A 14,766-nucleotide genomic window follows, 5' to 3' on the forward strand; every position below is an offset into this window, starting at 1 on the left:
TGAGCACCTTATAATTTTATAGGTTGAAAAATAAACACGCAATAAAGGGGTATCACTCCATGTACCTAAACTAAGGGGTGGCCGCATCATACCTTATTTTGAGCAAATTATGTACATGATGTAACTCGCATTTTTTGTGTGACAGAAAATTCTGCTTGTGGTCACACCTTATGTGGCCTTTTTTCAACCCCTTCCTTTTAGCATTCACCCATTGTTATAACTCATATCAATAATATGATTATAATTACATGGCTTTTTATAATGCACTTGGGCACTGGGTCGTCTTCTGGAGGGGTATGTGGCAATGAGTAAGTGGCAGCATTTCGCAATGGCTGTAAGTATGGTTTCTGTTGTTGCCGGAGCAGCACATGCTGATTCTCTGGATGCCCAGCGTCAGCGGTATCAAGCAATAAAACAGGCATGGGATGCAAAAAATAGAGCGGAAGTGGCACGTCTGATGCCAACGTTGAAAGATTACCCGCTGTATCCTTATCTTGAATATCGTCAGTTATCTCAGGATCTGGCAATGGCCACTCCTGAGCAAATACAACACTTTATTCATACTCACCCTACCCTGCCGCCAGCGCGTTCGCTGGCATCCCGATTTATCAATGCACTGGCAAATAATGGAGACTGGCGCGGCATCCTGACATTAAGTCCTACCCCGCCAAATGCAGTCACAGGGCGCTGTGATTATTACTATGCGCAGTGGGCAACGGGGCATCAACAAGTCGCCTGGAAAGGTGCCCAGGAAATTTGGCTTAACGGCAACTCATTACCTGATAGTTGCGATAAACTCTTCAGTGTCTGGGAACAGGCTGGGTATCTCAATGCAAATTTAATTTTGCAGCGTATCGAATTGGCAATGAAAGCCGGTAACGCCACACTGGTTACCTATCTTGCCAAGCGTTTGCCATTACGTTATCAGGGCTTGAATACACGTTTGCTGAAGCTACAACATGATCCTGCGTCCATTGAACAATTTGCCACAACGACCACGCCAACCGACTTTACCCGCTCGGTTATCATAACGACCTTTTCCCGATTTGCCCGCACAAAGGCCGAACTCGCCAGAATCAGCATTCCCACACTTGTTCGCTCACAAAAGATGAATGACGCCGAGCGTCAGCAATTAAAAGATATCGTTGCATGGCAATTGATGGGAGACATCACGCCGGAGCAGGCAAAATGGCGGGATGAGACTATTCGCGATTCATATTCTGTCAAATTGATTGAAAGACGTGCTCGCCTGGCATTGCGGGACGACGATCATTCTGGGCTTGAAGAATGGATTTCGTTACTGCCTCAAAAGACGTTGCAACAAGATGAATGGCAATATTGGCGTGCTATAATTTTGCTCAATCACGGGAAAACCGCAGAAGGGAATGTCATATTACGTAATCTGACCAAACATCGTGGTTTTTATCCCATGGTGGCAGCCCAAAAATTACAGATCCCCTATCCTCTGACCCTGCATAAAGCGAAGAGACCCGATAGCGTCGTTGCCAATATGCCGGCCATTAAGCGTATCCGAGAGTTACTGTATTGGCATATGGATGATTTGGCACGCTCAGAATGGGGTCTCCTGATTTCTTCGCAAGATCACGTGAAGCAAGAACAGTTAGCCCGTTATGCGTTTGAGCAACACTGGCCCGCTTTCAGTGTGCAAGCGACCATTGCGGCAAAAATGTGGGATCATCTTGAAGAGCGTTTTCCCTTGGCGTGGCGAAACGAGTTTGTCAACTTCACGTCAGATAAAAATATTTCACAAAGTTATGCAATGGCAATTGCCCGTCAGGAAAGTGCCTGGAATCCACAGGCACGTTCTGCCAAAGGCGCCAGCGGGTTAATGCAGATCATGCCCAAAACCGCCGAGCATACCGTGAAGAGCCAGAAAATTCAGGGTTATGTCAACAGCAGCCAATTAATGAACCCGATTACGAATATTAAAATTGGAACTGCTTATCTGGATTCGATCTATCAGCGTTTTGACAATAACCGGATTCTTGCCAGTGCCGCTTATAATGCTGGCCCTACAAATGTTGAGCGTTGGTTAGCCAACACCTCTGGAAATATCGGCCCCATTGCCTTTATTGAAAGTATTCCTTTTGCTGAAACGCGCTCTTATGTCAAAAATGTTCTTGCCTACGACATGTTCTATCATAATTTTATGGGGAAAATGCCGAACGTGCTGACCAATGCCGAATGGCAAAGACGTTATTAATTTAAAAAGGTAACTATGATATGCTGCCGTACTAGTTAAATAGTATGGCAGTTAATTATGGCACAAAATCATTTGATTGATCCGGCGCTTTCCCCAAAAGAGGGTGATGACTGGCTCGCTTTTGTCGAGCTGTTACAGATAGCATTTGAACAAAATTTGCAACATTCTATTTTGCAGCTATTATTGACTCCCGATGAACGTACCGCTTTATCAACCCGGGTTCGGATTATTCAGGAGTTAATGCGTGGGCAAATGAGCCAGCGCGAGCTGAAAAATGAGCTGGGTGTTGGTATTGCGACGATTACACGTGGTTCCAACAGCTTAAAGAACGCACCGGCTCATGTTAAGAGATGGCTGGAAACTCAGCTGTTAACTGATTAAAAAGGGCCACTATAAAATAACGGGTTAAATCATTTCGTGGGGGCTATTCAATAATGCCCCCAAAGCAGCTTTCGTATTATTTACTACAGTTAGCGTTAAGATTGATTATTCAACTCTTTGTAAATTTCATGATGGATAGGCACAAGAGCCAATATCAGAGCTTGATGATAAACGCGGGTACGCGTCAAAATACCGTTGGTAAAAAAGCCGATCGCACCACCCTTCTGCTTGATATTATCGACGCCAGCGACATCCGCCATTTCATGGCCAAGTTCGCGTCCCTGACGAATACCTTCCAGAACTTTTTCAGGCAGCATCAGACTGGCGGAACGCGATTCTCCCCGAATTTGTTTATGTTCAACAACCATCCACGCAAATGTCATGTCATCCTCAATGCCTGCTTCGACCCCAACCCAGAAATCAGCTTCTGGTCGGACTTGACGAGCAGCCATAACGCGATGACGAGCCCCTGTACGGGTTTCAGTGTTGCCGATAGGTTGTTGCGGTACGCTGCTATCTACATTGACATCTTCTATGTGGTAAGTGCCTGGGCCAAAAACATCATCGAATGCAAGGCTAATCGCTTTTATTTTCGCAGGGTTAGTTGTTGCTGCAATAACGTGGTACATATAAATAAATTATCCTTTGAATTATTTCATGATGCAGTATAACGGAAAATAACTATGTTACAGGTCTATCTTGTTCGTCATGGCGAAACCGAATGGAACGTGGCTCGTCGTATTCAGGGGCAATCTGACAGCCCTTTAACTGAAGCAGGCCGGCGCCAAGCTCACTTGGTCGCACAAAGAGTCAAATCAGAAAACATTACCCATGTTATCACCAGTGATCTTGGCCGGACACGCCAAACGGCAGAAATCATCGCTAAAGCCTGTGGTTGCGACGTCATACTGGAACCACGCCTGCGAGAGTTACATATGGGCGTACTGGAAAATCGCGAACTCAACTCCCTCACACCAGAAGAAGAATCTTGGCGTAAAAGCCTTGTCGATGGTACACCAAATGGGCGGATCCCAGAAGGTGAATCGACGCATGAAGTGTCTACCCGTATGCGTGCCGCACTGGACAACTGCCTCAATCTGCCGGCGGGTAGCCGCCCACTGTTGGTCAGTCATGGAATAGCACTCGTCAGTTTGATCGGCTCTATTCTGGGTCTTCCTGCTAACTCAGAACGCCGTTTACGGCTGAGAAACTGTTCTATCTCACGGGTGGATTATCAGGATAGCCCGTGGCTGGCTTCAGGTTGGATAGTTGAAACAACGGGCGATATCACTCATCTGGATATGCCCGCTCTGGATGAATTACCCGGTTAACGTTCAATTGGGATGAGATACTCAAATTCCACAACATGATTTTGGGACTCATCCCCAAGATTTCTCCATTCAAGGTTAGTGAGGTAATATCGCTCGACATCGTATCCTTTTCTACGCGTGACGTTTAATGTAGGCAGGCAGACACCATAAACGGTAAAAAGAAACTCTTGTAACTGTTCTTTATCACCAAAATAACTGAATGAAATATAATTCCCACCGGGCAAAACGACAGGATGGCTATCCTGGGTATCAAAGGTGGCATACTCTGGCTCTATGGCAGTGGTATAGAACACCGTCTGTTCATCTTCATGATCCATACTGAGGGTCGTATGGTGTAATCCATAAAGCCTTGGCGGTAATACCTCCGCATCCTGTAGATAGTTAATCCAAAAGTCATGACGCATATTTTTGCAAGCCTCTGACCACTGTTCGAGTACATAACTGCAAGTGTGTTCAGTGCCGATAAGTGACTTATCTTCCAGTGTGACATATTTGTGCTCTGGCAGGGGTTTGTTATCTAGCAGGATGGGCGGACATATCCCCTTGGCGCACCACTCTTCACTTCGACGATAAGCGGCTGGCGTCCGGTCAAATTGTTTCTTGAAAGCTCTCGTGAAAGTTTGCTGAGAATCAAAGCGATATTGTAAAGCAATGTCCAAAATAGGACGGCTGGTCAAACGTAATGCAACGGCGGCTCGGGATAATCTTCTCGCACGGATATAAGAGCCTATTGCCTGACCTGTTACCTCCTTGAACATGCGCTGCAAGTGCCATTTGGAGTAACCTGCTTTTGCTGCAACGTTATCAAGAGACAATGGACGATCCAGATTATTATCCACCCAATGCAGCAAGTCTCGAATGATGTTGGTTTGATCCATACATCTCCCTAAGTCATTAAGACAAAAAGAAAATCATATAAATATATAACAATTTATTAGCTTGAAAACAAAGACTTTTTAAAAAGATATTATGTAATTTGCTCGACAATCAACACGATACTTTTTCCTAAAACCTTTCCCAAAAATTTTCCCAAAACAAACCTCAAGTTCAATTTCCCTGAGTGTTATGGCAGCATATTTATCTCGGTAATTAATTACCGATACTTACTATAACTGGTGGGTATTTATTCTATAAGTACAATAACGTCAAAATTATTTGGCATATTGATTGTTACATTCATGTTATCAACAAACCATCAACCAAATTAAACAAGATTTGGCTTGGAATAAATTATTGGTAGATTTAGTAATATGTCAAGCATTGTCTTGGTAAATAAGCCAAGAACGTGAATTCAGCGACTCATCTTGGCTGCCTATTCAGCTATAATGCCATGACTTCCCATCACAGATTCATTCACAGTGAAAATGATTTGATTAAATTCATTGGGTTACATTATATGTGAATGATAGATATTTTCACTGTATTTATTTAATTCAAGTGGACTAAATATGGTAACAATGAAGAAAGTAGTGATAGCGGCTGCCTTACTCTTTTCTCCCGTGGTTCTGCACGCTGAAGAGATCGGTTCTGTCGATACGGTTTTCAAACTTTTTGGCCCTGATAACAAAATAGTGATCGAAGCCTTTGATGATCCCGATGTGAAAAATGTCACCTGTTATTTGAGCCGCGCCAAGACAGGAGGAATTAAGGGCGGATTAGGATTAGCAGAAGATACCTCGGATGCCGCCATATCTTGCCAGCAAGTTGGTTCGATTGAATTATCAGATAAGATAAAGAAATCCGCCAAGAAAGGACAAGTTGTCTTCCAGAAACGGACATCTTTGGTGTTTAAAAAATTACAGGTGGTACGTTTCTATGACCCAAATCGTAATACACTGATTTATCTAACCTATTCTGATAAGATGATCGATGGTTCCCCTAAAAATGCGATCAGTGCCGTACCGATTATGCCGTGGAAAGCGTGAATAGCTCACTAAAGTAAGCACTCGCTCAAAAGAAAAGCCCCGATGCCATTAGGACATACGGGGCTTTACTGGATAGAAATAGACTAATGAACAAGGTTCACTTAATCTTCTAAATCACCACAGAAACGGTAACCTTCACCGTGGATGGTTGCAATGATTTCTGGCGTATCGGGTGTTGATTCGAAATGCTTACGAATACGGCGAATAGTCACATCAACAGTGCGATCGTGGGGTTTCAGTTCGCGACCCGTCATTTTTTTCAGCAATTCTGCACGGGTCTGGATTTTTCCTGGATTTTCACAGAAATGAAGCATCGCACGGAATTCACTACGCGGCAGTTTGTACTGATCTCCCATCGGACTCACCAAAGAGCGGCTATTGATATCCAGCTCCCATCCATTGAATTTATAACTTTCAACCTGACGGCGCTCTTCACCTGAATGACTCAGGTTCATTGTCCGCGAAAGTAAATTACGCGCACGAATGGTTAATTCACGTGGGTTAAATGGCTTAGTTATATAATCATCAGCACCGATTTCGAGACCAAGGATTTTGTCCACTTCATTGTCACGGCCTGTTAAGAACATCAACGCGACATTTGCCTGCTCACGTAATTCACGGGCAAGTAATAACCCATTTTTACCAGGCAGATTGATATCCATAATGACTAAATTGATATCGTTATCTGACAGAATGTTGTTCATTTCTGAACCGTCAGTGGCTTCGTAAACAATATACCCTTCAGCTTCAAAAATGCTTTTCAGGGTATTACGTGTGACAATTTCGTCTTCAACAATCAAAATGTGCGGGGTTTGCATGGTTGCTACCTAAAATCGCTAAAAAACAGAACCTGTATGGCATAAGCTGTTATTATTAAAAGAAAATATACTGATCTTGTTCTGGGTTACAGAAAACCAGCTTATACCCAAAATAAACGTTTTGATATGTTTTACACTAAAAGCCAGCGTCGCTTTCTTTAGAGGGTACATACCCGAAAAAACCCGATTTCAACGAGGCTTCTATACTAGTCTATTAACAGCAATATAACAGCTAGTAATGTATTCGCAGTCTAAAAAAACTAACTTTTGTTGATACATATCAAAATCAATTGTAGCACGTTAACATTAATTATAATTGTTAATTTTAATTTAGGCCATTTGTTATCAACCTGAATAAATAATGTTAATGATTATCAGCGTGTCGATAATCCTTGAAGAGATTGGCTCGATACTAAAATATTCAGACAGCGTGTTTTTATCATAAAGATAAAATAATTACAAAATATGTTTTTTGTAAAATTAAATGCTAATAAATAACCTGACTAGCCGGATAATGATTTGCTCATCTGGTCATATTTTGAATAATTCCAATACGGAAAATGCTGGTTTTTCCTCCTTTTGACCTAAAAAATATTTGACATTGACCACAATTTAATTTAACCAATAGGGGGTCGAACAAATCAAATAGACAGACAGGAAACGATGCACCACATTAGCCCGGAAAAAATGGTTCTTATAAATACCATGACAACCACCATTACGATTACCACCGGAACCCTGAGTTACGGTGCGGGCTGACGCATATATATAAAACAATCACAAGCCCGTATCCCACAAGATACGGGCTTTTTTTTGGACAGAAATCAGGAGAAAAATTAATGCGAGTATTGAAATTCGGAGGAACCTCAGTTGCGAATCACCAGCGTGTACTGAGCGTCGCAGATATCGCCGAGAATGAATTATCCCTTGGGCAAGTGGCCTTGGTACTCTCTGCTCCCGCGAAGATCACCAACCATTTGGTAGCAATGATTGAAAAAACGGTTGCTGGGCAAGATATTGTTTCCAATATGAGCGATGCCAGTCAAATCTTTGCTGATTTACTGTCAGGATTGAAAGAGCAACAAGCAGGGTTTGATTATGAGCGTCTGAAAGGGATCGTGGAGCGTGAGCTTGCCAGCCTGAAACAGACTCTGCACGGCATTTCGCTGTTGAAACAATGTCCGGATAGCATTAACGCCTCCCTGATCTGTCGTGGCGAAAAGCTGTCGATTGCCATCATGGAAGCGGTGCTACAGGCGCGTGGTCATAAAGTGACTGTCATTGATCCCGTCAAAACCCTTTGTGCACATGGATATTCTCTCGAATCTACCGTCGATATCCATGAATCTGCCAAACGCATTGCCGCGCTTCACATCCCTGCTGACCACATTATCCTGATGGCGGGCTTCACTGCGGGTAATGAAAATGGCGAACTGGTCGTGCTGGGACGCAACGGCTCTGACTATTCAGCTGCGGTATTAGCCGCCTGCCTGCGAGCTGACTGCTGTGAAATCTGGACGGATGTCGACGGTGTTTATACTTGTGATCCAAGAGCGGTTAAAGATGCACGCTTGCTGAATTGCCTGTCATACCAGGAGGCGATGGAATTATCTTATTTCGGCGCGAAAGTGCTCCATCCCCGTACTATCGCTCCTATCGCTCAATTTCAAATTCCTTGTCTGATAAAAAACACCGCCAACCCTGGGGCGCCGGGGACGTTTATTGGTGATGCGCTGATTGATAATGCTCTTATTGATCATGAACAAAAAGATCAGAATATGCCGATTAAAGGCATTACCAATCTGAATCATATGGCGATGATCAACGTTTCCGGCCCCGGCATGAAAGGGATGGTCGGGATGGCGGCACGGGTCTTTTCCGTCATGTCGCGCAAGGGAATTTCCGTCGTGTTAATCACACAGTCCTCATCAGAATACAGCATCAGTTTCTGTGTACCGCAAAGGGAGCTGGTAAACGCGCAAAAAGCACTGACAGAAGAGTTTTATCTGGAGCTCAAAGATGGTGTGCTTGATCCTATTGACGTGATCAACAACCTTGCCATTATTTCCGTTGTTGGGGATGGCATGCGTACCCAAAAAGGCACTTCTGCCCGCTTTTTCTCCGCCTTGACACGCGCCAATATCAACATTATTGCCATTGCGCAAGGCTCTTCGGAACGCTCCATTTCTGCCGTTATTGACAATGATGCAGCGACCACGGCGGTTCGTCTCTGCCACCAAATGCTGTTTAACACGGCTCAAGTGGTTGAAGTCTTCGTTGTCGGTGTGGGGGGCGTAGGCAGTGCTTTAATCGAACAAATTCGCCGCCAGCAAACCTGGCTCAAACAGAAACATATCGATCTGCGTGTCTGTGGTATTGCCAATTCCCGTGCTTTGTTGACGGATATGCAGGGCATCTGTCTGGATAACTGGCAACAGGCGCTTTCAGAAGCCAATAAGCCTTTCAGCCTGAGTCGTCTGATCCGCCTTGAAAAAGAGTACCATCTCTTAAATCCGGTTATTGTGGACTGTACGTCTAATCAGTCGATTGCGGAGCAATATGCAAGCTTCCTCAGCGACGGTTTTAACGTTGTCACACCCAATAAAAAAGCCAATACTTTATCGATGGCTTATTACCGCCAAATCCGTCAGGCAGCCGAAAAATCGAAACGCAAATTCCTGTATGACACGAATGTCGGGGCGGGCTTGCCGGTTATCGAAAACTTACAAAATCTGCTTCATGCCGGCGATGAATTAGTCCAGTTCAGTGGCATCCTGTCGGGTTCCCTATCCTACATTTTCGGGATGCTGGATGAAGGCATGACGCTCTCACAAGCCACTGCGCTGGCAAAAGAGAAAGGCTTTACGGAACCCGATCCACGGGATGATCTCTCTGGCATGGACGTTGCCCGGAAACTGTTGATCCTGGCGCGCGAGGCAGGCTATGAACTCGAACTGGAAGATATCCATGTTGAGCCAGTTTTACCACTCTCGTTTGATGCCAGTGGTGATGTTGACAGCTTCCTGCAACGTTTGCCGCAACTGGATCAGGCATTTAACCAACGTGCAAAAGAGGCCGCAGAACAAGGAAAAGTGTTACGTTATGTGGGTTTGATTGAGCAAGGCCGTTGTACAGTGAAAATGGTCTCTGTTGACGGTAACAATCCACTTTATAAAGTCAAGAATGGCGAAAACGCACTGGCTTTCTATACCCGTTATTATCAACCCATTCCGCTGGTATTACGTGGTTATGGCGCAGGGAATGATGTCACGGCCGCCGGCGTTTTTGCTGATATATTACGCACTCTATCATGGAAATTGGGGGTTTAATGGTTGTCAGGGTTTATGCGCCTGCCTCTATCGGGAACGTTGGCGTCGGATTTGATGTGCTTGGCGCAGCGGTTTCTCCCGTTGATGGCTCGCTGCTTGGAGATTGTGTCTCCGTCAGTGAAGCTGAACGTTTCAGCCTGAAGAATAAAGGGCGATTTGTCGGCAAATTACCGACCGATCCCAAACAAAATATTGTCTACCAATGCTGGCAGCTTTTTTGTCAACGGTTAGGGAAAGCGCTCCCCGTTACCATGACATTAGAGAAAAACATGCCAATTGGCTCCGGGTTAGGTTCCAGTGCCTGCTCTGTGGTGGCCGGTCTGGTGGCGTTGAATGAGTATGCAGGCCGTCCATTTAACCAACACCAATTGCTGGATATGATGGGTGAATTAGAAGGACGCATTTCCGGCGGTGTTCATTATGATAATGTCGCCCCCTGCTATTTGGGCGGATTGCAGCTGATATTATCTCAGGAAGATACTACCTGTCTGCCAGTTCCCACGTTTGATGATTGGCTATGGGTCATGGCTTATCCCGGCATTAAAGTCTCGACATCAGAAGCCCGTGCGATCCTGCCAACCCACTACACCCGTCAGGATATCATTGAGCATGGACGTCACTTTGCCGGCTTTATTCACGCCTGCCATACCCGGCAACCGGAACTGGCAGCCAAATTAATGAAAGATGTGGTGGCAGAACCTTACCGCACACAACTGTTACCCGGATTTGCCGACGCCCGTGATGCGGTTAAGCAATTAGGGGCACTGACATGCGGCATTTCCGGTTCCGGCCCCACACTTTTTGCCATTTGTCAGCAAATGGCGGTCGCCGAAGAGGTTGCACACTGGCTGCAACAACATTACGTACAGAATGATGAAGGCTTTGTACACATTTGCCGTCTGGATCTCGCAGGCGCACGACAGGTAAAGTAACCATGAAATTATATAACTTAAAAGACAACAGCGAGCAGGTCAGTTTTTCACAGGCGGTAAAACAGGGATTAGGCAGACAACAGGGGCTATTTTTTCCGCAGGAGCTGCCGGCATTCAGCCGTGATGAAATTGACGACTTATTGAAATTGGATTTTGTCAGCCGCAGCCAACGCATTCTCTCCGCCTTTATTGGCGATGAAATTCCCGCAGAGCAACTGGCCGACCGCGTGAAAAAGGCGTTTGCCTTCCCTGCCCCCATCACAACTGTCGAAGATGACATCGCTTCACTGGAACTTTACCACGGCCCAACACTGGCCTTTAAAGACTTCGGCGGCCGTTTTATGGCGCAAATCCTGGCTCAGATCGCCGGGGAACAGCCCGTCACGATTTTGACTGCGACCTCCGGTGATACCGGTGCCGCTGTTGCCCATGCCTTCTATGGTTTGCATAACGTACAGGTTGTGATCCTTTATCCCGAAGGCAAAATCAGTCCATTGCAGGAAAAACTCTTCTGTACGCTGGGCGGTAATATCCATACCGTCGCTATCAAGGGAGATTTCGATGCTTGTCAGGCCTTGGTCAAACAGGCTTTTGATGACGAAGCGTTGAAGCAGACTTTGCATCTCAACTCCGCCAACTCGATTAATATCAGCCGCCTGCTGGCACAAATCTGTTATTACTTTGAAGCAGTTGCGCAGATCCCGGCTGAAAAACGTGAACAATTGGTGATTTCCGTTCCCAGTGGCAATTTCGGCAATTTAACCGCGGGGCTACTGGCAAAATCACTGGGACTGCCGGTAAAACGTTTTATCGCAGCCACCAATGTTAATGACACCGTTCCGCGCTATTTAGCGGAAGGCCAATGGCTGCCACAGCAAACCATTGCGACCCTGTCCAATGCCATGGATGTCAGCCAGCCCAATAACTGGCCACGCATCGAAGAACTGTTCAAACGTAAAGGCTGGGCACTGAGTGAACTGGCCAATGGCGTGGTGGATGACGCAACCACGCAAGATACCCTGCGCGAGCTGGCGGCAAAAGGCTATATTTCCGAACCCCATGCGGCGGTCGCTTATCGCGTCTTACGTGATCAATTACAAGCAGGGGAATATGGTTTATTCTTGGGTACAGCGCATCCCGCCAAATTCAAGGAAAGTGTCGAAGCCGCCCTCGGCCAGCCATTACCTTTGCCAAAAGCCTTAGCTGAACGCGCGGATCTGGATTTGTTATCCCACTTTATGCCTGCTAATTTCGCCACCTTGCGTGAATTTTTGCTGGAAAGAGCGCCGGAATAAAATAACCTGACATTGATCACTCCACGATCACTCCACTGATTAAGGTGGAGTGATCCTTTGCTGGATATGATTGATTTTAGCCACAACTGACTTGAAGAACAGCGGAAATTACAGAGCCATCAAGCAAATAAAAAAAAATGATTGCAAAATAGAAATCATTTTTCTGCGGTGTTATAGTCTTCATATTGTTCATATTATGAGACGAATAACCGTGGAAAAATCAGAAAATAGACTTATTGATAGTGACTTAAAGCAACGTGTTTCACCTGAGCAAAAAGGTGAACTGGGATTCAGGCTTGTGCTGGTTCTGGGAATGTTGAGTGCCATTGGAGCGCTTTCAACTGACATGTACCTTCCTTTGTTTCCCAGCATGTCACATGCACTCATCACGACTCAGGCAGGAATTCAATTAAGCCTGACCTCATTTATGGCTGGCCTTGCGATTGGGCAATTAATCATTGGTCCTTGGTCAGATGTTATTGGCAGGAGAAACCTTTTATTAGGTGGCATGGTTTTGCTGACCGTAGCATCAATGGCTTGTGCATTCTCTTCAAATATTGAAATGCTGATCATTAGCCGCTTTTTTCAAGGTGCTGGTGGTGCATCAGGTATTGTTCTGACACGTGCCATTGTTTCCGATCTCAGTTTTGGAAATAAATCTGCCTACTATTTCAATCTAATGCTGGCGATACAAGGTGCAGCACCGATAGTTGCCCCATTGATAGGAGGAATGGCGGCTCATTTTCCGTGGCAAGTAATATTTGTCTTTATGGCGGTGATTTCACTGATACTTACCCTCTTAACGTTTATTTATGTGCCGGAAAGTTTGCCGGGTAAATCAGCCTCTGGTGGAAGTAAGGGGAGTTTGGTTAAGCCGTTTTTAAAACTGTTCAAAAACCGAGTTTATATGGGATATACGTTAGTATTTTCTGCCACTTTTGGGGCACTGTTTGCTTACATTTCAGCATCACCTTTTATATACCAGTCCATGTTTAAATTTACCCCCGGATTTTTTTCTATTTTATTTGCAATTAATGCCGGAATTATGCTGTTTAGCAGCATACTCAGCGCCAAGTGGGTTGAGCGGGTTGGTGCCAAAACCCTCGTCATAATCGGGGTTATAACAACCTTCATCCTAGTTTGTCTGCTACTGGTTGTAAATTATCTCAGCATCTATCAGCTCGAGTTAACAACAGCAATTTTCATGCTGCTTATGTTTACGATGGCGTTAGTTTTTGGCAATGCAGCGAGTTTGGCATTAACAGCCGTTCCCGATATAAGAGGGGCGGGTTCTGCTGTCCTTGGCGCTCTTCAGTTTGGATCCGCTTCTTTGACCGCATTTTTAACGGGACTTGGCAAATCTGTGTCTCTGTTTCCTGTCTCTATGGTATTAATCGGGTGTGGGATTATCACGCTCTTTTCCCTGATGTTAGTGCGCGTAAGGAGATAAAAGAAATGAGAAGTCGTGAACAAAATGCTATTGAAATTCGTGGTGCGAGGCAAAATAACCTTAAAGGAATTGATTTACGTATTCCTAAGAATGTCATCACTGTATTCACCGGTGTTTCTGGTTCAGGTAAAAGTTCTCTTGTATTCGGTACAATTGCCGCGGAATCCCAAAGACAACTCAATGATACTTTTCCTCCTTATATCCGACATCGTTTACCGTATTATGGTCAGCCAGATGTGGATGAGATAAATAACCTGACCACCGCGATTATTATTAACCAAAAGCGTATTGGTGAAAATGTACGCTCAACAGTGGGTACCGCATCAGATATTTACACCTTGCTGCGCCTCTTATTTTCCCGCATTGGTCAGCCTTTTGTGGGATTTTCCAATATCTTCTCTTTCAACCACCCATCAGGGATGTGTCCCCATTGTGAAGGGCTGGGCATTGCCAGCACAATCGATGTGAAAAAACTGGTGAATGAAAATAAGTCACTGAATAACGGTGCTATTGCGTACCCGACATTTGCACCGGGAACCTGGCGGTGGCGTCGGTATGCTCATTCGGGTTTGTTTGATAATAATAAGAAAATTTCTGATTACTCAGCAGAAGAACGTCAGCTGTTACTTTACGCAGATAACATCGTGCCGGCAAATCCATCCCCCGACTGGCCTAAATCGGCTCGATTTGAAGGGATCATTCCCAGATTCACGCGCAGTTATCTTGTAAAAAACAACAAAGAATACAAAAGCGAAGAATTCAAAGACATTGTTTCAATGAAACAGTGCCCTGTTTGCCACGGGCAGAGGCTTAATAAACAGATCCTGTCATGTCTAATTCAAGGCAAAAGTATCGGAGATTGTGTCGATATACCGATTGTCGAGCTGAATCAGTTCATGGCAACACTGACTGAACCTTCAGTGAGTACACTCATTAATGCGTTAAAAGAACGTCTGGCATCAATGTGTTCTGTCGGCCTAGGGTATCTGAATCTTAATCGTCCAACCACAACATTATCAGGGGGAGAGGCACAACGGTTAAAAATGGTGCGGCACTTAGGCAGCAGCCTCACGGGGATGAC

The 14,766-nt window shown here is 45.0% G+C and carries 11 protein-coding genes, 1 pseudogene and 1 other annotated feature; of the genes and pseudogenes, 9 read left to right on the forward strand and 3 right to left on the reverse strand.

Annotation, left to right across the window (positions count from 1 at the left end; all coding sequences use genetic code 11):
• Positions 1-304 precede the first annotated feature (304 nt).
• Together sltY and trpR are read left to right on the forward strand one after the other, a co-directional pair.
• Positions 305-2,224 (forward strand): murein transglycosylase, encoded by a 1,920-nt coding sequence (sltY, locus tag PSI15_RS12990; RefSeq protein WP_273583889.1) that lies wholly within the window; start codon positions 305-307, stop codon positions 2,222-2,224.
• Positions 2,225-2,281: 57 nt separating this feature from the next.
• A complete protein-coding gene (gene trpR / locus PSI15_RS12995; RefSeq protein ID WP_273583890.1) occupies positions 2,282-2,605 on the forward strand; it encodes a trp operon repressor in 324 nt (107 codons plus the stop codon).
• Between the two features lie 95 nt (positions 2,606-2,700).
• Here trpR and yjjX read toward each other — a convergent pair whose 3' ends face one another.
• On the reverse strand, positions 2,701-3,234 hold the full coding sequence (gene yjjX, locus PSI15_RS13000) for an inosine/xanthosine triphosphatase (protein WP_273583891.1): 534 nt from the start codon (positions 3,232-3,234) through the stop codon (positions 2,701-2,703).
• A gap of 54 nt (positions 3,235-3,288) precedes the next feature.
• Here yjjX and gpmB point away from each other — a divergent pair, with 54 nt between their 5' ends.
• A complete protein-coding gene (gene gpmB / locus PSI15_RS13005; protein WP_273583892.1) occupies positions 3,289-3,936 on the forward strand; it encodes a 2,3-diphosphoglycerate-dependent phosphoglycerate mutase GpmB in 648 nt (215 codons plus the stop codon).
• Here the strand turns inward: gpmB and robA are convergent.
• On the reverse strand, positions 3,933-4,814 hold the full coding sequence (robA, locus tag PSI15_RS13010; RefSeq protein WP_273583893.1) for an MDR efflux pump AcrAB transcriptional activator RobA: 882 nt from the start codon (positions 4,812-4,814) through the stop codon (positions 3,933-3,935). The two genes, gpmB and robA, sit on opposite strands and share 4 nt — an antisense overlap.
• A 570-nt stretch (positions 4,815-5,384) precedes the next feature.
• Here robA and creA point away from each other — a divergent pair.
• Entirely contained in the window at positions 5,385-5,861 is a 477-nt protein-coding gene (gene creA / locus PSI15_RS13015; RefSeq protein ID WP_084720926.1) for a protein CreA, read from the forward strand.
• A gap of 101 nt (positions 5,862-5,962) precedes the next feature.
• Here the strand turns inward: creA and arcA are convergent, their stop codons facing one another.
• Positions 5,963-6,679 (reverse strand): two-component system response regulator ArcA, encoded by a 717-nt coding sequence (gene arcA, locus PSI15_RS13020; RefSeq protein WP_273583894.1) that lies wholly within the window; start codon positions 6,677-6,679, stop codon positions 5,963-5,965.
• Between the two features lie 697 nt (positions 6,680-7,376).
• Positions 7,377-7,495: a sequence feature (Thr leader region), on the forward strand.
• 23 nt (positions 7,496-7,518) lie between these two features.
• On the opposite strand from arcA, the gene thrA reads away from it, so the two are divergent.
• The 5 genes and pseudogenes from thrA to PSI15_RS13045 all read left to right on the forward strand — a co-directional run.
• Complete coding sequence (thrA, locus tag PSI15_RS13025; RefSeq protein WP_273583895.1) at positions 7,519-10,008, forward strand: bifunctional aspartate kinase/homoserine dehydrogenase I; 2,490 nt, start codon at positions 7,519-7,521, stop codon at positions 10,006-10,008.
• Positions 9,990-10,940, forward strand: coding sequence for a homoserine kinase (thrB, locus tag PSI15_RS13030; RefSeq protein ID WP_273583896.1), 951 nt, complete (start codon positions 9,990-9,992; stop codon positions 10,938-10,940). Before thrA ends, thrB begins: the two co-directional genes overlap by 19 nt.
• A 2-nt stretch (positions 10,941-10,942) precedes the next feature.
• Positions 10,943-12,235 carry a threonine synthase gene (gene thrC / locus PSI15_RS13035; protein WP_273583897.1) on the forward strand — a complete coding sequence of 431 codons (1,293 nt, stop codon included), beginning with the start codon at positions 10,943-10,945 and terminating at the stop codon, positions 12,233-12,235.
• Positions 12,236-12,446: 211 nt separating this feature from the next.
• Positions 12,447-13,685, forward strand: coding sequence for a multidrug effflux MFS transporter (locus tag PSI15_RS13040; RefSeq protein WP_273583898.1), 1,239 nt, complete (start codon positions 12,447-12,449; stop codon positions 13,683-13,685).
• A gap of 5 nt (positions 13,686-13,690) precedes the next feature.
• Positions 13,691-14,766 (forward strand): annotated as a pseudogene (locus PSI15_RS13045) (excinuclease ABC subunit UvrA); the annotation flags it as partial.

The organism is Xenorhabdus sp. PR6a, from assembly GCF_028599065.1.
GTDB lineage: Bacteria > Pseudomonadota > Gammaproteobacteria > Enterobacterales > Enterobacteriaceae > Xenorhabdus > Xenorhabdus doucetiae.

Coding starts and splice junctions, on each gene's coding strand:
- robA (WP_273583893.1), bottom strand. CDS start 4,814: ATGGATCAAACCAACATCATTCGAGACTTGCTGCATTGGGTGGATAAT.
- sltY (WP_273583889.1), top strand. CDS start 305: ATGAGTAAGTGGCAGCATTTCGCAATGGCTGTAAGTATGGTTTCTGTT.
- thrA (WP_273583895.1), top strand. CDS start 7,519: ATGCGAGTATTGAAATTCGGAGGAACCTCAGTTGCGAATCACCAGCGT.
- creA (WP_084720926.1), top strand. CDS start 5,385: ATGGTAACAATGAAGAAAGTAGTGATAGCGGCTGCCTTACTCTTTTCT.
- yjjX (WP_273583891.1), bottom strand. CDS start 3,234: ATGTACCACGTTATTGCAGCAACAACTAACCCTGCGAAAATAAAAGCG.
- trpR (WP_273583890.1), top strand. CDS start 2,282: ATGGCACAAAATCATTTGATTGATCCGGCGCTTTCCCCAAAAGAGGGT.
- thrB (WP_273583896.1), top strand. CDS start 9,990: ATGGAAATTGGGGGTTTAATGGTTGTCAGGGTTTATGCGCCTGCCTCT.
- gpmB (WP_273583892.1), top strand. CDS start 3,289: ATGTTACAGGTCTATCTTGTTCGTCATGGCGAAACCGAATGGAACGTG.
- thrC (WP_273583897.1), top strand. CDS start 10,943: ATGAAATTATATAACTTAAAAGACAACAGCGAGCAGGTCAGTTTTTCA.
- arcA (WP_273583894.1), bottom strand. CDS start 6,679: ATGCAAACCCCGCACATTTTGATTGTTGAAGACGAAATTGTCACACGT.